The following is a 23,919-nucleotide window of genomic DNA, read 5'->3' on the forward strand; positions in this document are numbered from 1 at the left end:
ATTTTGCATAATGCCGGAATTCTGGGGGAACGTACCGAACTGGCCCATTACCCGGTAGATGTCTGGGATGATGTGATGGCGGTGAATCTGCGTGCACCTTTTATTTTGACTCAGGAACTGTTGCCTTTACTGGCAAAGTCTGAGCATGCTTCTGTAGTCTTTGCCAGTTCCGGTGTCGGCCGTGAAGCACGCGAGCGTTGGGGTGCATATTCGGTATCAAAAATCGCCATTGAAGCGGTGAACCAGATTTTTGCCAAAGAAAATGTTTATCCAAACGTGCGTTTTAACTGCATCAATCCGGGTGCTACCCGTACAGCCATGCGTGCCAAAGCCTATCCTGAGGAAGATCCAAAAACCTTGGCGACACCAGAAAGCATTATGCCGGCATACCTGTATTTAATGGGTGATGACAGCCTACATCTAAATGGTCAAAGCATTGATGCACAGGATTAATGCTTGAAAAGACCAAAAAAGGGAGCAGATGCTCTCTTTTTTATGCTTGTTTTTTTTAAAATTTCAGCTCATAAAAGCCTTTAAATCGTATTTTCAAATCAATATTAAAATAATATTCGGTTTTACAAATTAAAAAATCAAGCCTATGCTGATTCTCATTCAACAGCAGCTTATATGAGGAACGGGTAATGGCCGATCAAAAACGTAGAATTGAAACAATCCGTATTATCGAAAATTTACAACTTTCCACTGTGTTAATTCATGGTTTGGATGATGCTCAACAGGCAGAAGCCATTGCAGAAGCGGTCAGCTCACTACAAGATTTGGTTGAACAATGGAACTAAACGTAAAACTGTATTGAACCATCAAGCCAAATCCGCTGTTCAGGCAGTTTTTTAGAACAATTTTGAATTAATAACCGCCATATCAAAAAATTGATACAAAGTTTTCTTCAACAAAAAATTTTTTAGTATTTAATAGCGCTATAAAATTGTTGAAGATTTTTAAATCATGAGATTATTTTAAATAATATCCTTATTATCTCTGCATTTTTTAAGAAATGCGTGATTTGTCTTCACAGTTTCTCTGCAATTTTTTCGTACATTAGCATCAATGAAATTAATACTTTTTATGAGGGTTCAACATGAAAAAGATTTTGACAATTTTGGCAATTTCTTTCAGTGCATTGATGGCAAACAGTATCACCACTGCTGCACCTCATGAAAAACACGGTAATCATTATGGTTGGGATCAATCTGGTCAGCAAAAATTTAATAATAAAGGTCGCGATTTTCGTGAAGATGATGACGAGATGCAGGATAAACGCCGTATGCGTGAAGAGCGCGGCTTCCAGCGTCTACAGCAGCATAAATGGCAACCGGGATATGTGATGCCACAGCATTACCGTGGTAATGGTTATAAGGTCGACTATAAAAGTCATGACCTGCCTAAACCGTCGCGTAACCAGCAATGGTACAAAATCAACAATGACTATATTCTAGTGGATACCGACAGCAATAATATTGTACGTATTCAGGGTTTCTAAACTTAGTTTTTAATTCTCCACGCCCAAACTTGAGTTTGGGCTTTTTTATTTTTTTAAAACTGATCTTGTCTCTACACTACAGTTCTGTATCTGACTGGTTTTTAGCACTTTTGCTTTCTTCTTTTTTTCTCCATCAATTTCACAATTCAACTATATAGCTCTCATTTTTTATCTCTAATTTTTGGTTAATTTTGTCTTATCGAAAACATCTTCAAAATGATCCAAGGTGAAAGTAATGAAAAAAGTTCTAACTACGATTGCGCTTTCTTTATCTGCATTGATGGCAACTTCTGCAATGGCAGCGCCGGATCATCGTTATGATGATCACCAACGTTATAACCATGCTCCATCGCATCAGGACAAACGTTGGGATAATAATAACCGTTATGACAATAAGAAGGTAAACCCAAGCCGTGACTGGCGTGCAGGGCAAAACTTCCCGCGTGTATTCAGCTCATCTAGCTATAAAGTCAGCGATCGTGACGCACGCCGTTTACCCAATACTGGCCGTTATCAACAATGGTACAAAGTCAACGGCGACTATGTCTTAGTCAATGAACGTACCGACCGGATTGTGCGCATTATCAACTAATACCGGCATAAGTTTCCGATTCCCTAAAAAACACCTGAACGCCATTCAGGTGTTTTTTTATTTTTTAGCTTCCCCCACGTCATTTTTTGATTAGAATCAAAGCAGGAAATAGTTTTTAATTTTGAGATAGGTATGCAAACGAATTTATCGGAAACATCACAAAGCACGAATTTACAATATGTGCATTGGTTTCGACATTCTGCGCCCTATATCAATGCTCACCGTAATAAAACTTTTGTCATCATGTTTGATGGTGAAGCAGTACAGCATGAAAATTTCCAGCATATTATCCATGACATTGCCCTGCTGCATTCTTTAGGCATTCGTCTGATTCTGGTGCATGGCGCCCGTTCGCAAATCAACCAGAACCTCAAAGCCAGCGGCATTCAAACGCCATTTCATAATCACCGCCGGATTACCACGCGTGAATCTTTAAGCTGCGTGATGAATGCAGTGGGTTCTATCCGCCTGCAAATTGAAGCCCTGCTTTCCATGGGTCTGGCCAATTCACCTATGTACGGTGCGCGTATTGATGTGATCTCGGGCAATTTTGTCACCGCCAAACCTTATGGCATTCGTGATGGTATTGATTTCCAGCTCACCGGTGAAGTGCGCACCGTCGATACCGATGCCATTCAAAGACATCTGAAAAACCATAATATTGTGCTGCTTGGCCCCACAGGTTATTCCAATACCGGTGAGGTGTTCAACTTGGTCGCAGAAGAAGTCGCTACTAATACCGCTATTTTGCTGAAAGCGGACAAGTTGATTTTCTTGGGTAAACAACAGGGCCTGGTCAACGAATTTGGACAATTGCAACGTGAAATAGCGCCGCATCAACTCGATCAGCAGATCTTGCAATATCAGGACTCTAACCCCGATATCGCCTTGCAGTTACGTGGGGCAAAAAATGCCTCGCTTAAAGGAGTGAATCGTGTACATCTGATTTCTTATACTTACGATGGCGCCTTGCTGGAAGAATTGTTTACCCGTGACGGTGCAGGTACCATGATGACCGATTCGCATTATGAAGATGTGCGTACTGCAACGATTCAGGATGTCGGTGGTTTAATGAATCTGCTGCGTCCACTGGAAGCTGAAGGCATTCTGGTCTATCGCTCACGTGAACGATTGGAAAGTGAAATTGAGCAGTTTTCCGTGATTGAACGTGATGGCATGATTTTAGCCTGTGCCGCGCTGTATCCAATTCCAGCTTCAGCCAATGAAATTAAATCCGCGGAGATTGCCTGTGTCGCGGTCGATCCAACCTACCGCAAATCTAATCGTGGTAGCCAGATTCTGCATTATCTGGAAGACAAAGCCAAAAGTCTGGGTATTCAGCAACTGTTTGTACTGACCACACGTACTGCGCACTGGTTTGTGGAGCATGGTTTTGAACCTGCCAGTGTGGATGACCTGCCCAATGCACGACAGGCACTCTATAACTACCAACGTAATTCCCTGGTCTTCAAAAAGTCACTTTAAAGTGGCTTTTTTTTATGGCTGTTATATCTTTATTTTTTATATCTTTATGAGGAACCTCTTCAAATTCATCCTGATTTGTTTATAGCGTTTTTGCATATCCTTATCCATGCTTAAGATTTAGAATCTAAATTAATTAATAACAACAACTTAATTAAATAAAATCAACTATTGAATTGTCTTCATAAATCACATTTCTGCATAAGTTTTTCTTTTTTTTATTTATCTTTTTTCCTCATTAGAAATTTATCTTTTCTTATTTTTTTCGAAAAAGAAAAGGCTTTAGCGTATGTGTTCAATATTCAACACTTCATTATTGCGGAGCACACGTTCATGAGCGCCATTCAAGCAAAATTCTGGGCGAAACCATTGGTCCTTTCTTCAGTAGTTGCTGGCGCAATGATGATGTCAGGTTGTGGAAAAAAAGAAGCTGAAACCGTGACTTTAAATATCGGTTTTCAAAAATATGGCTTGCTACCGATTATTAAAGAACGCGGCACTTTAGAAACAGCGTTGAAAGACCAAGGCGTGAATGTGAAATGGGTCGAGTTTCCTGCCGGTCCGCAACTGCTTGAAGGCTTAAATGTCGGCAGTGTGTCCTTGGGTGAAGCAGGCGAAGCGCCACCTATTTTTGCTCAGGCAGCCAATTCGAATCTGGTTTATATCGCCAACCAGCCGGCAGCACCTAAAGCTGAGGCACTCATTGTGAAAAAAGATTCGGCCATTCAAAACATCCAGGATTTAAAAGGTAAGCGTGTTGTCCTGAATAAAGGTTCTAACGTGCATTACTTGTTGCTCAAAGTGCTTGAAGCCAACAAGCTGACCTTAGATGACATCCAGGTGGTGTACTTACCGCCGTCAGATGCACGTGCCGCATTTGAGCGTGGTGCAGTTGATGCCTGGGTGATTTGGGATCCGTTCTTTGCTGCTGCTGAAAAGCAGATTGGTGCCCGTGTCATTGCGACTGGTGAAAACCTGGTCAGTAACCATCAGTTTTATTTAGCTGACCGTAAATTCGCCGAGCAGCATCCGGATGTGCTGAAAGCAGTCGTGAATGAACTCAACACCACCACACAATGGGTTTCCCAGCATCAGGATGAAGCTGCCAAGCTGCTGGAAAAACCGACAGGACTATCAAATGAAATCCTGAAAACATCTATTTCCCGTATGGGTTTTGGTGTGCAACCCATTTCTGCCGAGGTGATACAAAAGCAGCAATATGTTGCCGATGCATTTTATAGCCAGAAACTGATTCCAAACAAACTCAATATTCAAGCCGCGATTTTAGCGAAGTAAAACAGAGAAAAATTTAGGGGGATTTAACATGACTCAACATCGGCCACACAACACAGCAATTACATGGTTCAAAACCTCCAGTCATGGCATGCATGCCATGCTTGTTGCTTGCGCGATGTTGGGTTCAAGTGCGGCTTGGGCTGTTGATCCTTCGGTAAAACAGCTGCGTGTGGGTTATCAGAAAGCTTCGGTCAACCTTGTGATTGCACAGCAACAAAAGCTGTTTGAACAGGAATTTCCTAACGCAAAAATCACCTGGAATGAATTTCCTGGCGGTCCGCAAATTTTAGAAGCGCTGGCGGTCGGTTCGATTGATATCGGCGCCACAGGTGATACACCGCCTGTTTATGCTCAGGCCGGCAATAAGCCACAGCACTATTTTGCTTATGAAACGGCTAAACCTTTATCTTCTGCCATTTTGGTACCCGGCAACTCCAAAATTACCCAGCTCAGCCAGCTCAAAGGTAAACGTGTCGGCGTACACCGCGGTTCAAGCTCGCATTATTTATTGGTACAGGCAGTACGCAAGGCCGGTTTGCAATGGACAGATATTCAGCCCATCTGGTTAAGCCCGGCTGATGCACGTGCGGCTTTCCAGAAAGGTGCGATTGATGCCTGGGCGATTTGGGATCCGTACTATGCTGCGGCTCAAGTGGAAGATAAGGCCAAAGTGCTGGTTTCAGGCAAAGGCTTAAGTCCAAATTATACCTTCTATCTGGCTTCAAGTGATTTAGTTAAAAATCATCCGCAGGCACTCAAAGGCATTATCAAGCAAGTGAATGTTGCAGATAAATGGGTACAAAGCCACAAGGCGGCTACTGCAACTCTATTTGCCCAAAGCACTGGTCTGAAACCGGTGGTCAGCCAGACCTTTATCCAGCGTCGTCCGAACCCGTCTAATGCTGCTCTGCTCAGCAAGAAAGTGATTGCCGAGCAGCAAGAACTCGCCAACCGTTTTAGCGAACTCAAGATCATTCCGAAATCTATCAATATTCAGCAAGCCGTCTGGGCAGGCAAATAATCTAAGGATCAAAGCAATGAAAATTTTCTGGTTTATTCCTACGCATGGTGACAGTCGTTATTTAGGTACAAGCAAAGGTGCCCGTCAGGTCGATCATGCATACATGAAACAGATTGCAGTAGCGGTAGACAACCTGGGTTATGAAGGCGTACTGATTCCAACTGGCCGTTCATGTGAAGATCCGTGGATTACCGCCGCCAGCCTGATTGATGCAACCAAAAACCTGAAATTCCTGGTGGCATTACGTCCAGTCGTGACCACACCTGCCCTGGCTGCACGTATGGCTGCAACCTTTGACCGTTTGTCTGGTGGCCGTGTATTACTAAATTTGGTCACCGGTGGCGATGAACAGGAGCTTAAGGGTGACGGCGTGTATGAAGATCATGCAACACGCTATAAAACAGCAGCTGAGTACACCACCATCTGGCGTGAAATTTTAAAACGTTCCCACACAGGTGAAAGCTATAGCTTTAATGGTGAACGCTTACAAGTGGAAGATGCCAAACTGCTTTATCCACCGGTACAACAACCTTATCCACCGCTTTGGTTTGGTGGTTCTTCCGATGCAGCCGTAGATTTAGCCACGGATCAAGTCGACACTTACCTGACTTGGGGTGAGCCACCTGCATCAGTAAAAGAAAAAATTGAAAATGTCAAAGCCAAAGCTGCCGCTAAAGGCCGCAGTTTAAATTACGGTATCCGCTTACACGTGATTGTGCGTGAAACCAATGAACAGGCATGGGCTGCTGCTGAAGAGCTGATCCAGTATGTAGATGATGCAACCATTGCCGCTGCACAACAAAAATTCAAGCAGATGGATTCAGTCGGTCAACGCCGTATGGCTGAACTGCACAACGGTGACCGTAGCAAACTTGAAGTCTCTCCAAACCTTTGGGCGGGTGTAGGCTTAGTTCGTGGCGGTGCAGGTACAGCACTGGTGGGCGATCCTGAAACGGTGGCTGCACGTATTCAGGAATATGCGGATTTGGGTATTGATACCTTCATTTTCTCAGGCTATCCACATCTTGAAGAATCCATCCGTTTTGCAGAATTGGTGTTCCCGTTACTGCCTTTGGAAACCCGCAAGAAACTGGCTCAACCGAACTTAACCGGTCCTTTTGGTGAAATTGTGGCAAATAACTATGTTGCAGATGAGGCTAAAAAGGAAGTTAAACATCAGGAGCCGGCTTAATGAGTAAAACGATTTCTGCTGAAAGCTTGGCGAAAGCCAAGGTTTCACGTGGAACACAATTTGGGCAGCGCTTGCTGCCTTGGTTGGTTCCGATTGCACTGATTTTAATCTGGCAAATTGCATCCAGTACCGGGCTTTTGGAAAGCCGTATTTTACCGGCACCGAGTGCTGTGGTAAGTGCGTTTTGGCATCTACTGATCAGTGGTGAACTTTGGCAACACGTGAAGGTTAGTGCCGGACGTGCCCTGCTAGGCTTATTGGTCGGTGGTGGTTTAGGTTTACTGCTCGGTCTGCTGAATGGTTCTTCTAAAACCGCATCGACCCTGCTGGATACCACTTTACAGATGATCCGTAATATTCCGGCTTTGGCCTTAATTCCTCTGGTGATTTTATGGTTCGGGATTGACGAATCTGCCAAGCTATTTCTGGTCGCAGTCGGAGTGTTCTTCCCGCTCTATATCAACACTTATCACGGTATTCGTTCGGTAGATCCGCAACTGATCGAGATGGGCAAAAGTTACGGCCTAACCCGCTGGCAGCTATACAAAGAGATTATTTTGCCAGGTGCGATGCCGTCTATTCTGGTCGGTTTACGCTTTGCATTAGGTCTGGTGTGGGTGCTGCTGATTGTGGCCGAAACCATTTCTGCACAATCCGGAATTGGCTATATGACCATGAATGCCCGTGAATTTTTACAAACTGACGTGGTATTGGTGGGGATTTTACTTTATGCCCTGCTAGGCAAACTGGCTGATGTATTGGCAGTAGGCTTGGAAAAACACTTGCTCCGCTGGCATGCGGGCTATCAAAAATAAGGAATAAGACATGACTGATTTAAGCATAGGGCGTCATGCATCTGAAGAACGCTCAATCCCGCAACAACCTGCTAGCACAGATATCAACCCGAATGCTGTCGTGGGTGCAGAAATTCTGATTGAACAGCTGCATAAATTTTATGCTGAAGTGAAAGTTCTGGAAGATCTGGACCTGCACATTCAGCCGGGTGAATTTCTTGCTATTGTGGGTCGTAGTGGCTGCGGTAAAAGTACCCTGCTGCGTCTGATTGCAGATTTAGAACAACCAAGCTATGGCGAAATCAAGTTTAAATCAGCACGTCATATTCGCGAAGGCATTACTAGCGATGACATTCGGGTCATGTTCCAGGACCCACGGCTTTTGCCATGGCGGAGCATTGAACAGAATGTACAATTGGGTTTAGCTAAAGAGCATCAAGACAATGCTTCTGCCCTGCTGGAAAAAGTGGGACTGAAAGAAAAAGCCGGATTATGGCCATCGCAGCTTTCAGGCGGTCAGCGTCAGCGTACTGCACTTGCCCGAGCCTTATCGCATAAGCCGCGTATTTTACTGTTGGATGAACCCTTAGGCGCGCTAGATGCACTCACCCGTTTGGAGATGCAGAGCCTGATTGAGAAACTCTGGACCGAGCAAGGCTTTACCGGAATTCTGGTGACCCATGATGTCAGCGAAGCGGTTCAACTGGCCGACCGGATTATTCTGTTAGATAAGGGACACATTGCCCAGCAGTTTAAAGTCGATTTGCCGCGACCACGTAAAAAAGATTACGCATTTACCGAACTTGAACAGCAAGTACTGAATGCAGTCCTGGCCACCTGATGTTGTTGTTTCAATTCGTATTTAAAATGAGCACTGATGCATTTTGCCTTGATTGGTGCTCATCTTGAAGTGATGTACAGCAAAGGTTAATAGATTCTTTAATTTTATTTAATGATGGATTTTCCTGCCGTATTACACTCGCTGACGGGCATAAATATTTTCATTTTTAATCTTATTGAAACACTTGAAAATATACAGAGCCTAGTAAACAGCCATCTTTTTGGTTCAACTTTTTACTTTTATTGAATTTATCGCAATTTCATAGCTCATCTACAAAATAAATCGTCATTATTCATAAAATTAAAACTTTTGCTTATGCACAAATCTGACGATTTGCCGTACAATTTGTGTTTCCACTTTAATTTCTTAAATTTGCTAATGGAACAAAAAAAGAGTACACAAAAAAGACATCAATTGCTGAGTGCAGCGCTCGATGTGTTTTCCCTTTACGGTTTTAATGGGGCGAGCTTAGACGAGATTGCCCAAATTGCCGAAATGCATAAATCGAATATTTTCTATTATTATGAAAATAAAGAAGCACTCTATGTAGAAGTGCTGACCACTGTTTTACAAAAATGGCTTGCACCACTGCAAATGCTGGAAACAGAGCTAGAGCCTGAAGAAGCCATCACCAATTATTTATTGCAAAAAATTGAAGTGTCGCGCACGCAACCAAAAGCATCGCGTCTGTTTGCTTTAGAAGTAATTCAAGGTGCACCGCATATTTTGCCAATTTTAAAAGGTCCGTTAAAGAAACTGGTCAAGCGCAAGGCTAAAGTGATTAGCATGTGGCAGGAACAAGGTAAAATTTCTAAAGAAATCGACCCTGAACTGCTCATTTTAAATATTTGGGCAGTAACGCAAAACTATGCAGATTTTGCCACCCAAATGGAAATGGTGACAGGTAAAACCTTACGTAACCGCAGCATGCAACAACGTTGTATTCAACATACGGTACACATGATGCTATATGGTGTAATTCCTCGTCCATAAAACTTGAATTGTCGTGCATGACAATTTTGGCCTACGACCATAGCCCTCTATGGTCGCCGAATTGCCACTCCCAAGCGCTTTATTTTATCGTTTGGTATAATTTTGATAATTTCTGGGCACCTAATAATAAATTTTCCTCCCAATCCAGATGAGCAGTGTCATTGGCGCCATCGGTAATATATTTCACTGAAATAAATCTTACCCCCAGTTTTTTACAGACCTTGGCCATCGCATAGCCTTCCATATCGACCAGATTACACGGTACTTTGGGTAAGCCTGTTTCAAAGCTGTCCCCTGTTCCACAGATGCCTTGGGGTAAATCATAGAAGAAGCGTTCTAAATGAATTTCTGCAGGATGATCGTCATCCATAGGTGTAACTCCGACGGCAAAACCAAGTGCAGATACATCCATATCACGCTGTACAAAGGTGCTCACCTCCACCAGTGCATGGGCATCAAAATGTGAACTTCCTGCAGTACCCAAGTTCAATAAGGTCGTGCAACCCGTTTTTTGAATCACTTCAAAGGCTTTAAAGGCTGCATTGACTTTACCGATACCACTGTAATGGACTTCGATGCCTGCCTGCTCAAATAAACCTTTAGATTCACTCGGCAATGCCATAATTAAAGCCAGATCAGACATAACAACACCTTATTTACATGCAAATTGAAAATTGTGCCCATTAGAAAAGAATTAATGCATGAGTGCAAACTTAAACATTGTGAGTAGCATCCTGCCTTTCCCATGTGATACATCCCGATTCACATGATTACTTGATCGACCTGATCTTGCTTTAAACAGGCGTAGAACTGGCTCAAATCCATTCACCCTGTACATTGGCATCTGTCTATCTCGCTATTTTTTAGGAGAGTTTGGATAATTTTTTTGTATGAAAACACAACAACAAGACGAACGCCTAAGATTATGGCAATATATAGCCCTGATAATTTTTCATTTATTGATTCGCCCATGAAGCTGCTCCGCCTGAATGCTTTAGCGCCTAATTTTCAATTGCCAAAAACTGCCGTAACCATTGGTAATTTTGATGGTGTACATTTGGGCCATCAGGCGATGATTAGCCAGTTAAAACAACTGGCAGCCACAGAAAATTTAAAAACATTGGTGATGATTTTTGAGCCACAGCCTTTGGAATTCTTCAAAGGTTATGAGGCTCCGCCACGGATTACTTCCCTGCGTGAAAAAGTGGAATATCTGACCGAACTCGGTGTCGACTACATTGCCGTTGCAAAATTTGATAATTATTTCCGTAGCTTAAATGCTGAAGCCTTTGCTGAACTATTAAAACTTAAATTGAATGCCCACAGCCTGGTATTGGGAGATGACTTTCACTTTGGCAAAAACCGTCAAGGCAATAGTGAATTTTTAAAAGCCTATGGTTTTCAGGTTACCAACCTAACAACGGTTGCACTGAATGGCGAACGTGTCAGCTCGACCCGAATCCGCCAAACCTTGCAAGCCGGCGATTTAGCTCTTGCTGCCAAATTACTCGGTCGTCCTTATAGCATTACCGGTCGGGTACAATATGGCGATCAAATTGGTCGTACCATCGATTTTCCTACCATTAATGTCGCCTTAAACCGCCATAAACCGTGCTTAAAAGGCATTTACGGCGTAGAAGTGGTGTGTGAAACCGAATCGTTAAAAGATAAAGTGAAAGCCGACCATCCTGAAAAACCAGGCATTGCAGGCTATGAACCGACTGCCCTGTTTGGCGCAGGACATGTAGGAACACGACCGGCCATCAAACAAGTCCATCCGGAATGGCGATTAGAAGTACATTTTCCTGATGTTTCTGCTAATCTGTATGGCCTGTTAATGCGGGTGACATTCTTGAACTATTTACATGGTGAAAAGGACTACCCTTCGCTTGAAGCATTGAAGGCGGGAATTGATGATGATGTTGAGAAGCTACTTGAGTTTCGACAAAACACACCTCATTTTCCCTTTTAAATCCCAAATTTTTTATTGTAAAACGCGTCAGCCTAAGACTGATTAAATTGGAAGACAACTTGCATGAGCGATAAGCAAACTCCTGAAAATGCAGTGGATTATAAAGCCACGCTAAACCTCCCAGGTACTGAATTTGCAATGAAAGCAAATCTCGCAGTACGTGAAGCAAAATGGTTAGAAGAGTGGTATGCCGACAACATTTATCAGCAGATTCGTGCGTCGCGTATTGGCAAGAAAAAATATGTGCTTCATGATGGCCCTCCTTATGCCAATGGTCAAATCCATTTAGGTCATGCGGTCAATAAAGTGCTGAAAGACATCATCATCAAAAGCCGCGTCATGGATGGCTTTGATGCTCCTTATGTGCCAGGTTGGGACTGTCATGGTCTGCCAATCGAACTGAAAGTCGAAGAAAAAGTCGGTAAAGTCGGCGTTAAAGTGGATGCGGCAACTTTCCGTAAGCACTGCCGTGAATATGCCTACACGCAAGTTGAATTACAGAAAAAAGACTTTGTGCGTATGGGCGTGTTTGGTGATTGGGACAATCCATATTTAACCATGAACTTCAAACAGGAAGCGGACATCGTTCGTTCACTGGGTGCCATTGCCAAAGCGGGTCATATTGAACCGGGTCTGAAACCAGTGAACTGGTGTCTGGACTGTGGTTCATCACTCGCTGAAGCTGAAGTTGAATATGAAGATAAGAAATCAGACGCGATTGATGTCGGTTTCACGGTAGTTGATTTGGCAAACCTGTCTGCACGTTTAGGTGTTGAAGTTACTGATCGCACCGATATCGTGATCTGGACTACAACCCCTTGGACACTGCCTGCCAACCAGGCTGTTGCCCTGCACGCTGAAATTGAATACCAGTTGGTCAAAGCTCGCGGTGAAGAAAAAGCAGATCAAAACTTTATCCTGGCTAAAGACCTGGTTGAATCTGCAACTGAACGTTACGGCTTTACCACCGTTGAAGTGATTGCTGATTTTGCAGGTAGTAAACTTGAAAATCTGGTGCTGCAACATCCTTTAATTACAGATCGCCAAGTGCCAGTTATTTTAGGTGAACACGTGATTGCGACCAGTGGTACTGGTGCTGTACATACCGCACCTGGCCATGGTGTGGACGATTATAAAGTTGGCTTGCAGTACAACCTGAAAGTGGACAATCCAGTCGGCGGCAACGGTGTTTACCTGCCAACTTCACCTATTTTTGCCGGTGAGCATATCTATAAAGCCAATCCAAAGATTATTGAAGCTTTAAGTGAAGCGGGCAAACTTTGGGCACATCACCCAATCAAGCACAGCTACCCACACTGCTGGCGTCATAAAACCCCAATTATCTTCCGTGCTACACCGCAATGGTTCATCAGCATGGATGCCAAAGGCTTACGTCAAGGCGCTTTGAACGCGATTGAAAATGACATTAGCTTCGTGCCGGATTGGGGTAAAAACCGTATTCAGGCGATGATTGAAGGCCGTCCGGACTGGTGTATCTCGCGTCAACGTACCTGGGGTGTGCCAATCCCATTCTTCGTGCACAAAGACACCAATGAACTGCATCCACGTACCCCTGAACTGATTGAAGAAGTTGCTAAACTGATTGAGCAGGAAGGTATTGATGGCTGGTACAACCGTGATGCGGCTGAATTTATCGGTGCCGATGCTGAGCAGTACAACGCAGTACGCGATACCCTGGATGTTTGGTTCGACTCAGGTACAACTCATTATGCAGTTCTACGTGAACGTGAAGAGCTGACTGATCCAGCCGATCTTTATCTTGAAGGTTCAGACCAGCACCGTGGCTGGTTCCAGTCTTCATTGTTGACTTCAATTGCGATTAACGAACGCGCGCCTTACAAAGGTTTGTTGACTCACGGTTTCGTGGTCGATGAGAAAGGCCGCAAAATGTCGAAATCGATTGGCAACGTGATCACCCCGCAAGACATCATTAAAGATATGGGTGCGGATGGTTTGCGTTTCTGGATTGCTTCTGCGGACTACCGTTATGAAATGACGGCGGGTAAAGAAATCTTTAGCCGTGCATCAGATGGTTACCGTCGTATCCGTAACACCTTGCGTTTCTTACTGGCGAACCTGAATGGTTTCCAGCCGGCTACAGATGCCTTGCCTGTTGATCAGTTGATTGCACTGGATCAATACATCTTGCAACGTGCAGCTGACGTTCAAAAAACCATTCAGCAAGCTTATGAAGATATGAACTTCCATATCGTGACCAATGCCTTGACCAACTTCTGTATTAACGACTTGGGTGGTTTCTACCTCGACATCATCAAAGACCGTCAATACACCACCAAAGCAGATTCACAGGCACGTCATTCTGCACAAACTGCGCTGTATCATCTGGTACAGGCCTTTGTACGCTGGATGGCACCGATCTTGAGCTTTACTGCACAAGAAGCTTGGCCTTTAATTCCGGGTCAAAGCGAGAAGTACGTATTCACTGCCGAATGGTATGACATTCCTGTTGCATCAACTGCCAACCTGGTTTCTGAAGCCGACTGGCAAACCCTGATCGCGGTTAAATCTGCGGTGAACAAGCAAATTGAAGCAGCGCGTAATGCCAAACTGATTGGTTCTAACCTGTCTGCCAAAGTTGAGCTTTGGGCCAATGCTGAATTGAAAACAGTGCTTGATCAGTTAAGTGATGAACTTCGTTTTGTTCTGATCACCTCTCAAGTGACTGTAAATGCATTTGATGAAGCTCAAGGTGAAGCTACAGAGCTTGAAGGTTTACGTGTCAAAGTTTCTGCAGCAGACGGCGAGAAATGCGCACGCTGCTGGCATGTGCTGCCTGATGTAAATACACATCATGAACATCCAGGCCTTTGTTCTCGTTGTATTATTAACCTTCCTACAGGTCAAGGCGAAGAGAGAAAGTATGCCTAATCCGCACAACAAAAAGGGCTTATTTCAATTCTACCCACACAATTTAATGTGGGTGGGATTATCCATTGTGGCGATTATTCTGGATCAATGGACCAAATGGTTTGCAACGACGCATCTGAATTATGCAGATCCGGTACCTGTACTGCCCTTTTTAAACTGGACATTGTTACATAACTATGGCGCAGCCTTTAGTTTCCTGTCCGATGCCGGTGGATGGCAACGTTATTTCTTTACTTCGCTGGCAGCTTTAGTGTCTGTAATTTTTGTATTTTGGCTGATGCGTATGCCGAAAAAAACTGTGGTTCTACCTATGGCAATTGCCCTGATTTTGGGCGGCGCCATCGGTAACTTGATTGACCGGGTATCCTTAGGTTATGTGGTCGATTTTATTCACGTTTATTACAACAACAGCCACTTCCCTGCTTTTAATATTGCCGATAGTGCCATTACTGTGGGTACTATCTTGCTATTGATCGATACGTTTTTCCTAGAGAAACAACGTATTCAACGTGCGGAAGCGCAACAAAATGACTGATTTTATTAATCCAAACGAAGAAACTCGTATTGAAGATGGCTCTAAAGTCGAGCTGCATTTTTCGGTTGCCATTGAAAATGGCGTGGAAATTGACAATACCCGTAGCCGTGAAGAACCTGTCAGCCTGGTAATGGGTGATGGCAGCTTATTGCCGGGTTTTGAAAAAGCCCTGTTCGGTTTACGTGCCGGTGACCGCCGTACCGTGAGCCTTCCTCCTGAAGAGGCTTTTGGTCCCTGGAATCCTGAAAACGTACAAAAGTTTGACACCGTTAAATTCGAACAGACACCTGTTGTCGGTCATATGATTGAATTTGAAGATAAAGCCAAGCAAAGCCTGTTTGGTGTGGTGAAATCGGTCGGTGAAGACATTACTGAAATTGATTTTAATCACCCGCTTGCCGGCAAAGATATTACTTTTGAAGTGGAAATCTTTAAAGTGACGCCCGCAGGCCAGCAAGGCATCAAAATTATGTAAGGTGTCAGCCTTTTTCGTTTAAAAGCTCCTGCGGGAGCTTTTTTATTTTCGGTTTTCAGCGATATTGATGAAGATACAAATCCATAATATTCAATAAATAACATTCATAATAAGTTAAAGAAGAAAATTTAAAAAAATTAGGCTCAATCCATGAAAATATATATTGTCGTTGGTAGCGTGCGTGAAGGCCGGACTGCTATTAAAGTGGCGCGTTGGGTAAAACGCAGTATTGATCAGGCCAATTTCAGTACGGTTCAGGCAGAACTGGTCGATTTAAAAGAATGGGATCTGCCAATTTTTGCCGGTAGTCATCCGCCAATTACAGGTATTTATGATCAACCCAAACAACAAGAGTGGGCAGATAAAGTGGCTTCGGGCGATGCCTTCATTTTTATTAGTCCTGAGTATAATCATGGCTATAGCCCAGCCCTGAAAAATGCATTCGATTACGTCGGTAAAGAATGGCAAGGCAAACCGGCGGCCTATATTGGCTATGGTGCAACCAATGGCTCGCGTTCCATTGACCAGATTCGTCAGGTCGGCACCCAGCTCGGTTTAATTGACAGCAATGCAATTATTGAAATTCGCGATATTTTTTCACGTAATAAAACCGAAGAATTTGAACCAAATGAATTTGACGAGAAAACCTTAAAAGGTGCGCTAGACAAACTGATTCAATATGTAAGCGCCTGATGTGCGGAAGACTATTGTACGTTTAAGCTTACAAGGGTTGCCGAATATGTCCACTTTTCATACATTACCTTTCACGATATATTTAACTCATACCGAGACAGGAAGTCTCTAAGCTTAAAACTAAAAAGATAAGCGATAATAACAGCAGGATGCTGCAAGGTACGACAGGAGTTATACCTTAGAAAGAATATAAAAAGCCTCGACAGGATGTCGGGGCTTTTTCTTTATGCCTGCTGGATTCGCCTGACCATTTATCGAAAACTTGCAGCAAAACCAGTAAATTTACATGATATTGAAATTTCAAACTCTATAATCACAACCATGCAAAAATGAAGAATCACTGGAATATTCCCCAGAATTATTCCAAGCTCCTAAACAAAACAATAAAAATGCTTGAGAGAAAAGAAATGCAATTAGAACATCATTTGCTGAGCGATTACGCTAAATTGTTTATTGCCCCAGACAATAGCAATACAGCGCTTGACTTAGCCCAATATATTGAACGCAATCGTGAACAGCTGATGCAACAGTTGCACCAGTACGGTATTTTAATTTTCCGTGGATTTAACATCCAGCATACTGACGAATTTCATCAGCTGATTGAACAGCAATTCAAATTACAGCCCTGGAATTCTTTTAATCCTAATATGCCAAGCTGGGTTGCATCATGGATGCGTAAATACAGTGAAAGTATTTTAGGTGCAGGCGATTATCGACGTTATATTGACCGTAATACCGTTCAGCTTGGCCCAGTAGAGAACTCGATCCAAGGTCCGCATGTTGAAGGTGGCGTACGTTCGGAACGCTCACGCTATATTGCGCTCTATTGTCAGGAACCCTCAACTTATCTGGCAGAAACAGGATTTAATAATCTGGAACAGATTTGGGAAAACTTTCCAGAGACCATCAAGCAAAAATACCAGGGCACCTGGAACCATTTTTCTTATGTTTCATCACGCAAGGTCAATTTTATCGACCGGATTTTGCTGAAAAAAAGTCCATTTAGTGTCTCCATACGCGCGGACAAAAAAGCCAAGCTGACGTTGCAACGTTCGCCCTTGGTCATTAAGCATCCTGTTACGCAAAAACTGGTCGTGCAACCTTGGGCATTTGCCAACAATACCAATCCATTTGCCCATCAAGCAGCACAAAACTGCTTTGAAAATCGTGGAGATATTGAGCTGGATTCTACTGCGGGTGGCATGCAGCTGACCTGGGAAATTTTTAACCAGCACGGGGAGCAAGTGGAATGGAACGATCAAGAGAAGCAGGCCTTTTTTGATGCCATGTACCGCGATGCGCTGTTACTGCAATGGCAGAAAGGTGATGTTGCCATTGTAGATAATATCAAGATTGCCCATTGGCGCATGAATGGTGAACAAGGCAACCGTAAACTGATCCAGATCCAGGCCAATGTATTTAATGCAGATGAGCATTACGCAGCCTGATTCACTGCAATCATGCATACCCGTTATTTCAAAAGCCCCACTCGGGGCTTTTAATTTCTATCAATCGTATTATTTTGTAGTCATTTTCAACAGTCTGGCATTGTTACCATCTTCGAGCACCCAGATTGAACCGTCTGGCGCTTCCAGCACATCACGGATACGTTGCTTCATATCCAGACGCTGTACTTCAGTCACAGGTTTCATGGCTGTATCCACCACAACAATAGATTTGGACGATAAACCGCCAATCAGGGCTTTATTTTTCCATGCCGGGAATTGCGAACCGTGATAAAAAATCAGGCTAGATGGGGAAATAACTGGTGTCCAGCTGATTTCAGGTGCTTTAAATTCAGGACGGGTATTATGGTCAGGAATATCTTTGCCATCATAATGATCGCCATTTGAAACCAGCGGATAACCGTAATTTTCACCTTTTATAATCAAATTCAGTTCATCACCACCTTTAGGCCCCATTTCCACCACCCAAAGTTTACCCTTAGGATCAAATGCTATACCTAATGGATTTCTGTGACCCAATGACCAGACCTGTTTTGCGATCTCTCCTTGATTCGTAAATGGATTAGCTGCAGCTGGCGTACCATCATCATTTAAACGTAATATTTTGCCTAAATTAGATTGCATATCTTGGGCAGGATCAAACTTCTGACGTTCACCGGAACTAATCCATAACTTTCCGTCGGAACCAAATAACAACCGATGCGAATAGTGCCCCTGTCCTTGGACTTTAGGCACCTGTTTCCAGATGGTTTTTAAATTTTTAACTTGCGGTTTCTGACTATTAGATAGATCTAATTCACCCCGAGCAACGACAGCACCATAACCGCCCTGTCCCGCCTCTGCATAACTTAGGTAAATGATATGGTTCTGTTCAAATTGTGGATGCAAGGCAATATCACCCAAGCCGCCTTGTCCACCATAGGCCACTTTAGGTAAACCTTTGACTTCAGTTTTTTGTCCGGTTGTAGGATCAAATAACTGTAACTTTCCCTTTCTTTCAGTAACCAGTAAACGCCCATCCTTTAAAGATGCAATCGCCCACGGTTCATTAAACTGTGCGAGGCTTGTCAATTTATAAGCTTGATTAACCGAACTTGTAGAAGGTTTGGAAGATGCTGTTTCTATGGCTGACTTGGATGCAGAATTTACAGAGTCCGTTTGTGCATTACAGGCGGTTAAACTTGATGTACTGATTAATATGATGGTGGTCAGCATATGCTGTCGGAATATTTTCATCGTTATTATCCTGTTCCCTTCAAATAGATCATCCCTTTTATTCTAAGTAATATATTGAAAATCACTATTTTTTATTAGTAACAAACTTTCATTTCGCTTTATTTGTTAGATTGTGTAAGAGATTACGTACACAAAATAGTTCTATTGGCTTATATCTCCTTCCGGATAAATTTCTTATTCTGAATTCATCAGGAAACAGGAGGTTTCCCAAACCTAAAACAATAATTATAAGTTTGAGCATCAGGATGTGAGGTAAAACAGCCGTTATACCTAAGCAGCGCATACAAAAAAAGCCCCGATAGGATATCGGGGCTTTTTTCATCTATTGTTTTTCTCTGTTGTTCTATCAGGCTTTTCTTCTATAAATACTTACAGTCGAAGGCTAAAAAAGCAACATTTCAAAAAATGCCTTATTGCTAAGCTAAAGACCCTGGCAGATATTGAGATATACAATTATGGTCAAGAAAGTTCTGTTTATCACCTCGAACGTGGGCATTGAACACGATGAATTAGTCCAGCCTCTGGATTTCTTGCAGTCGCATGGTTTTGTGGTGATTCATGCTGCAGAAAAAAATGAAGATGTACAAACCATGGAAGGCGATAGCAAGCCAAGTGCACAATACACACCCGATACCACCATGCATGAAGTCAATGCAGAAGATTATGATTTGCTAGTAATCCCTGGCGGGACAGTAAATGCTGATAAATTACGTATTAATGAAGATGCCCAGCGCATCATTCAGTCCTTTGCCGATAACCAGAAACCGATTGCAGCGATCTGTCATGGGCCATGGGCACTGATTGATGCAGGTCGGGTCAAAGATAAACATCTGACTTCTTATAAAAGTATTAAGCTGGATCTGCAAAATGCTGGTGCAAAATGGGTCGATGAAGAAGTGCACCGCTGCAATACCAATGGTTGGGTACTGATTACTTCACGTAATCCGGATGACTTACCTGCTTTTAATACCGCGATTGTGGAAGAACTGGAAGTGGATATGGATATTATCCCGTAATTCTAAGCTGTTGCCAAAAAGGAACCCCAACTTGTGGGGCTCCTTTTTTTAAATGATTGATTTAAGCCAATCCTTTTAGACTCTTTAGATAATTCACTATTTCTTGATTCCCTGCCATTTCAGCAAGTTCTAAAGCTGTATAAGTACTGCGATGGTTAATATCTGCACCTTTACTAATCAATAGCTTTACGACCTCTAGATGATCGTTTTCAGCTGCTGCATGTAAGGCGCTATAACCTTCTTCATCGACAGAGTTGACGTCCAGACCATCCTTGATGCCCTGTTCGACCTGGTCAATGTCGCCTAAGGATGCCCAGTACACCAGTTCAGGAAGATGCAGTTCGTCATCATCTTCAGGGATTGGAGAGAATGAGTTGATGTTCATAGGATAATAACTTTATTTTAAAGATACTCCTTTATTCTAAAGGAAAATCTGCTTTATTCTCTTGCACAAATTGTGACATTGCTTGCATTCTACGATAATGAGCCATAAGAAGTTTTGAGACTTCTTCTGGATCTCCAACTTTTTGATATAAATCAGCTAAATTTGAATATCCTAAACTTTTCGCCAATTCCTCATTAAGCCTTTTTACTTCTCTAACTTCTTTTGCTGCCAATTTTAATGAGCTGTCATGTTTTTCCTTACGTCTTTTACCTAAATTACTATAAATTTCTTTTAAATGTTTATAGGCAGAGTAAGATTCATTAAACAAAGCTAAAAAAAGTGTAATAGATTCAGCAATCTTTTTTGCTACTTCATAATTCAATATTAATTCAATAAATCCAGGAGAAGCATAAGTTATGGCACGAATAACAGGTTTATCTTCTGCTGGAATATGTCTTGCAAAAATATGATAAGCATTTACATATGTAAGGCCCTCTCTTAGCTTAAGATCTTCTATCTCTTATAAAAAAAGAAGCTGAATTTATAGTTCCTGTAATATTTTCTAAGCAATAGATAAACGCATAATTTTGTATATATAAGCGAGTAAAATTATTTAAGTCTGCTAATGACCATCTTGAGTCTAGTAAGATTCGATAATTATTTTCTCCCAATTTATTAGTAGTCATTTTTACCTGTTATCTAAAATAATGAAAATTAACAGTATTAATACACAATGTTTATTTTTCAATCAACCATTAATATTAAAAAAGCCCCCTTTCGGAGGCTTCTTTTTAAAACTTAAATTTTAAGCTTTAGACACTACGGGTTCAGCTGACCCAATCTTTTCAGACTCATCGTCATGCATAATCAACGCTACAGCAATCGCAGTAATTAATACCGGTAAACCAACTGCCATAAAGTTGAAGTGCGCAGGCAGGTTCATACCGAGTAAGCCCCCAATCAGGATTGGGCCTACAATCGCGCCCATACGACCAATTGCAGATGACCAGCCAATACCTGTCGAACGCACTGCAAGTGGATAGAACTGCGCCACATAGCTATATAGCAACATTTGTGAACCGATTGACGCTGCACCAGCTAGGAATACCAGAATGTAAAGTAAGAATTGGTTAGATGCAAAGCCCATTGAGCTCATCACAACCGCACCCATCATACCGAGGACCATCAATACAGGTTTCAAGTGGAAACGATCCGCAAGAATACCGCCACCCACAATACCGACAACCGCACCCACGTTCATGACCATCATGAACATCAGGCTGTTATCCATCGAGTAACCTGCCGCCATCATTAACTTCGGTAACCAACTGCTCAAAGCATACATGGTCAGCAAGCAGGTGAAGAACGCAACCCAGAACAATAAGGTATTGGTTGCACGACCGCGACGGAACAAGCTCACCACGTTTGCCGCTTCAGGTACACTTTCCTGTGGCAAAGTAAATGTAGTCTGGTCCGTAACCTGGGTATTCGGTGACAAGCGACGCACAATACGACGCGCTTCAGCCTGCTTATTTTGCTTTACCATAAATGCTAAAGATTCAGGCAGGAATTTCCAGATTACAGGCAGTAAAAATAAGGGAATACCTGCAATAAAGAACATGACTTGCCAACCAAAATCAGGGGTAAACCAAGATCCTAGTAAGGCAGCCATCACCCCACCTACCGCATAACCACTGAACATGGTGGTGACCAAGGTACTGCGCATCTTTTGTGGCGCATATTCAGAAGTCAGTGCCACCAGGTTTGGCATCACACCACCAATACCCAAACCGGCAAGGAAGCGTAAAATACCGAATTCAGTTGGGTTAGAAGCAAAACCACCTGCAAAGGTTAAACCGCTAAATAAAACAATACAGATCATAATGACTTTCTTACGACCAATCTTGTCCGCCAAGGAACCAAAGATCATCGCACCAAACATCATGCCTGCAAGAGCTGTACTGGCAAGCATTCCCGCTTGAACGGCACTTAGGCCCCAGTCCTTCATTAATAGTGGTAAAGTTACACCATTAATTGCCAAATCATAACCATCAAATAAAATTACCAGTAAACACCAAGCAACTACATTGAAGTGAAAAGGCGTAAATTTCGCATTGTCGACTACAGAATTTATATCTACAGTTTCCATTGTCATCGTTCTCATCTCCCATGAGTACTTGTCCATTACATTAATTAAATCTTCAGCTGAATATTTAATTTCAGGCAATATACGCAAGCCGGATTTAGCACACAATAAGACTAATTGATATTCCGCTATGACCTAGTTAAAAGTATTTATTTGCGTGATGTATCACACTTACTTAAATACACTATTGAATACTTAATCATCGTTTTTTTAATTAAATTGAAATTTTTAGCGGATTTTTTTGATGAATTTGATCTTGTACAAAAGATATGCAAAAGCCCCTTCATTCAAAGGGGCTTTTTTTAATGGATAAACCAAACAGCAGTTTAAATTTTGGCTACTTTCAATTGTTTCACTACCATACGAACAGGTTTTGGTTGACGAATCATGGAAATAGCGATCATGCCAATGATGCCTGGAATTGCAACCGCGATAAAGTTCCATTTATGTGGTAATTCCATACCAAGCAGCATACCAATTACGATTGGACCAACAATTGCACCGGTACGTCCCACAGCAGAAGCCCAACCAATACCAGTAGAACGTACTGCGACCGGATAGTATTGCGCAACAAAGCTATATAACAAGATACTGGTACCAATCGATGATGCACCTGCCAAGCTGACAAGTAAGTAAATAACAGGCTGTGGAGAATTAAAGCCTAAACCAACCAAAGACAGTACACCAACAATTAACATGCCAATAAGAACAGGTTTAAAGTCAAAACGGTCTGCTAAAATACCACCACCAATCGTTCCAATTACTGCACCAATATTCAGTGCTAATAAGAACATTAAACTGCTACCTAAAGAATAACCTGCAGCCATCATCAGTTTTGGTAACCAGCTCCCAAGTGCGTAAAGCATGAGCAAGCACATGAAGAAAGCGACCCAAAACAAGAATGTTCCTGGGGCACGGTTTTCTGAAAATAAAGCTTTTACTGATGCACTGTGTGTCTGATCGCCTGTTGCTAGAACGAGTTCAGTATCTGCTCGTACGTCTGCAGTTGGCTCAACTCGTTTGATAAAACGACGTGCTTCATTCATTTTTTGTTCTTTAACCAGGAAAGTTAAAGACTCAGGTAAGAACTTCCAAAAAAGTGGCACAAAAAGTAATGGAATACCGGCAATGAAGAACATAATTTTCCAGCCAAAACTTGGTGCAAACCATGAACCACATAATGCAGCCATAATACCGCCTACGGCATAACCACTAAACATTGTGGTTACAAGGGTACTTTTTAAACGTTTAGGCGCATATTCAGACGTTAAAGCAACAAGGTTTGGTAATACGCCACCAATCCCTAAACCTGCAATAAAACGTAAAATACCAAACTCTGTTGGATTCGTTGCAAATCCACCCAAAAATGTAAAACC

24 protein-coding genes are annotated in these 23,919 nt (G+C 42.6%); 18 read left to right on the forward strand and 6 right to left on the reverse strand.

Going from position 1 to position 23,919, the window contains the following annotated elements; translation table 11 throughout:
- The 11 genes from B4C48_RS03535 to B4C48_RS03585 form a co-directional block, all read left to right on the forward strand.
- On the forward strand, nt 1-453 hold a 453-nt coding region (locus tag B4C48_RS03535; protein ID WP_291354235.1), incomplete at its 5' end, for an SDR family NAD(P)-dependent oxidoreductase.
- 188 nt (nt 454-641) lie between these two features.
- Nucleotides 642-797: a hypothetical protein gene (locus tag B4C48_RS03540; RefSeq protein ID WP_291354236.1), complete on the forward strand. Its 156-nt coding sequence runs from the start codon at nt 642-644 to the stop codon at nt 795-797.
- A 299-nt stretch (nt 798-1,096) separates the two neighbouring features.
- Nucleotides 1,097-1,498, forward strand: coding sequence for an RcnB family protein (locus tag B4C48_RS03545; protein ID WP_291354237.1), 402 nt, complete (start codon nt 1,097-1,099; stop codon nt 1,496-1,498).
- 235 nt (nt 1,499-1,733) lie between these two features.
- Complete coding sequence (locus B4C48_RS03550; protein ID WP_291354238.1) at nt 1,734-2,090, forward strand: RcnB family protein; 357 nt, start codon at nt 1,734-1,736, stop codon at nt 2,088-2,090.
- A gap of 132 nt (nt 2,091-2,222) precedes the next feature.
- A complete protein-coding gene (gene argA / locus B4C48_RS03555; RefSeq protein WP_291354239.1) occupies nt 2,223-3,575 on the forward strand; it encodes an amino-acid N-acetyltransferase in 1,353 nt (450 codons plus the stop codon).
- 330 nt (nt 3,576-3,905) lie between these two features.
- Nucleotides 3,906-4,868: a sulfonate ABC transporter substrate-binding protein gene (locus tag B4C48_RS03560; protein ID WP_291354240.1), complete on the forward strand. Its 963-nt coding sequence runs from the start codon at nt 3,906-3,908 to the stop codon at nt 4,866-4,868.
- A gap of 88 nt (nt 4,869-4,956) precedes the next feature.
- Nucleotides 4,957-5,889, forward strand: a complete 933-nt coding sequence (locus B4C48_RS03565) for a sulfonate ABC transporter substrate-binding protein (protein WP_291354265.1) — start codon at nt 4,957-4,959, stop codon at nt 5,887-5,889.
- 16 nt (nt 5,890-5,905) lie between these two features.
- Nucleotides 5,906-7,081 carry an FMNH2-dependent alkanesulfonate monooxygenase gene (gene ssuD / locus B4C48_RS03570; RefSeq protein WP_291354241.1) on the forward strand — a complete coding sequence of 392 codons (1,176 nt, stop codon included), beginning with the start codon at nt 5,906-5,908 and terminating at the stop codon, nt 7,079-7,081.
- On the forward strand, nt 7,081-7,896 hold the full coding sequence (gene ssuC, locus B4C48_RS03575) for an aliphatic sulfonate ABC transporter permease SsuC (protein WP_291354242.1): 816 nt from the start codon (nt 7,081-7,083) through the stop codon (nt 7,894-7,896). Before ssuD ends, ssuC begins: the two co-directional genes overlap by 1 nt.
- Before the next feature lie 10 nt (nt 7,897-7,906).
- Complete coding sequence (locus tag B4C48_RS03580; RefSeq protein ID WP_291354243.1) at nt 7,907-8,716, forward strand: ABC transporter ATP-binding protein; 810 nt, start codon at nt 7,907-7,909, stop codon at nt 8,714-8,716.
- Between the two features lie 378 nt (nt 8,717-9,094).
- Nucleotides 9,095-9,709 carry a TetR/AcrR family transcriptional regulator gene (locus tag B4C48_RS03585; RefSeq protein WP_291354244.1) on the forward strand — a complete coding sequence of 205 codons (615 nt, stop codon included), beginning with the start codon at nt 9,095-9,097 and terminating at the stop codon, nt 9,707-9,709.
- A 79-nt stretch (nt 9,710-9,788) separates the two neighbouring features.
- Here the strand turns inward: B4C48_RS03585 and B4C48_RS03590 are convergent, their stop codons facing one another.
- Entirely contained in the window at nt 9,789-10,352 is a 564-nt protein-coding gene (locus tag B4C48_RS03590; protein WP_291354245.1) for a 5'-nucleosidase, read from the reverse strand.
- A 327-nt stretch (nt 10,353-10,679) separates the two neighbouring features.
- Here B4C48_RS03590 and ribF point away from each other — a divergent pair, with 327 nt between their 5' ends.
- The 6 genes from ribF (at nt 10,680) to B4C48_RS03620 (ending at nt 17,742) form a co-directional block, all read left to right on the forward strand.
- Nucleotides 10,680-11,681: a riboflavin biosynthesis protein RibF gene (gene ribF, locus B4C48_RS03595; protein WP_291354246.1), complete on the forward strand. Its 1,002-nt coding sequence runs from the start codon at nt 10,680-10,682 to the stop codon at nt 11,679-11,681.
- 63 nt (nt 11,682-11,744) lie between these two features.
- Entirely contained in the window at nt 11,745-14,591 is a 2,847-nt protein-coding gene (gene ileS, locus B4C48_RS03600) for an isoleucine--tRNA ligase (protein WP_291354247.1), read from the forward strand.
- A complete protein-coding gene (lspA, locus tag B4C48_RS03605; protein WP_291354248.1) occupies nt 14,584-15,126 on the forward strand; it encodes a signal peptidase II in 543 nt (180 codons plus the stop codon). The genes ileS and lspA overlap by 8 nt, the downstream gene beginning before the upstream one ends.
- Entirely contained in the window at nt 15,119-15,601 is a 483-nt protein-coding gene (locus B4C48_RS03610; protein ID WP_291354249.1) for an FKBP-type peptidyl-prolyl cis-trans isomerase, read from the forward strand. Before lspA ends, B4C48_RS03610 begins: the two co-directional genes overlap by 8 nt.
- 150 nt (nt 15,602-15,751) lie before the next feature.
- Complete coding sequence (locus B4C48_RS03615; protein WP_291354250.1) at nt 15,752-16,294, forward strand: NADPH-dependent FMN reductase; 543 nt, start codon at nt 15,752-15,754, stop codon at nt 16,292-16,294.
- 407 nt (nt 16,295-16,701) lie between these two features.
- On the forward strand, nt 16,702-17,742 hold the full coding sequence (locus tag B4C48_RS03620; RefSeq protein ID WP_291354251.1) for a TauD/TfdA dioxygenase family protein: 1,041 nt from the start codon (nt 16,702-16,704) through the stop codon (nt 17,740-17,742).
- 69 nt (nt 17,743-17,811) lie between these two features.
- Here the strand turns inward: B4C48_RS03620 and B4C48_RS03625 are convergent, their stop codons facing one another.
- A complete protein-coding gene (locus tag B4C48_RS03625) occupies nt 17,812-18,996 on the reverse strand; it encodes a PQQ-dependent sugar dehydrogenase (protein ID WP_291354252.1) in 1,185 nt (394 codons plus the stop codon).
- 455 nt (nt 18,997-19,451) lie between these two features.
- Between B4C48_RS03625 and B4C48_RS03630 the strand changes: the two genes are divergently transcribed.
- The gene (locus B4C48_RS03630) at nt 19,452-20,012 is read left to right on the forward strand and encodes a type 1 glutamine amidotransferase domain-containing protein (RefSeq protein WP_291354253.1); all 561 of its coding nucleotides are present in this window, start codon (nt 19,452-19,454) and stop codon (nt 20,010-20,012) included.
- 61 nt (nt 20,013-20,073) lie between these two features.
- Here B4C48_RS03630 and B4C48_RS03635 read toward each other — a convergent pair whose 3' ends face one another.
- The 4 genes from B4C48_RS03635 to B4C48_RS03650 all read right to left on the reverse strand — a co-directional run.
- Nucleotides 20,074-20,397: an ankyrin repeat domain-containing protein gene (locus tag B4C48_RS03635; RefSeq protein WP_291354254.1), complete on the reverse strand. Its 324-nt coding sequence runs from the start codon at nt 20,395-20,397 to the stop codon at nt 20,074-20,076.
- Nucleotides 20,398-20,428: 31 nt separating this feature from the next.
- Nucleotides 20,429-20,779 carry a hypothetical protein gene (locus B4C48_RS03640; RefSeq protein WP_291354255.1) on the reverse strand — a complete coding sequence of 117 codons (351 nt, stop codon included), beginning with the start codon at nt 20,777-20,779 and terminating at the stop codon, nt 20,429-20,431.
- A 423-nt stretch (nt 20,780-21,202) separates the two neighbouring features.
- A complete protein-coding gene (locus tag B4C48_RS03645; RefSeq protein ID WP_291354256.1) occupies nt 21,203-22,552 on the reverse strand; it encodes an aromatic acid/H+ symport family MFS transporter in 1,350 nt (449 codons plus the stop codon).
- Between the two features lie 317 nt (nt 22,553-22,869).
- Nucleotides 22,870-23,919 (reverse strand): MFS transporter (locus B4C48_RS03650; RefSeq protein ID WP_291354257.1); only part of this gene is annotated, 1,050 nt, incomplete at its 5' end.

It is taken from the genome of Acinetobacter sp. UBA3106 (genome assembly GCA_002365595.1).
GTDB lineage: Bacteria > Pseudomonadota > Gammaproteobacteria > Pseudomonadales > Moraxellaceae > Acinetobacter.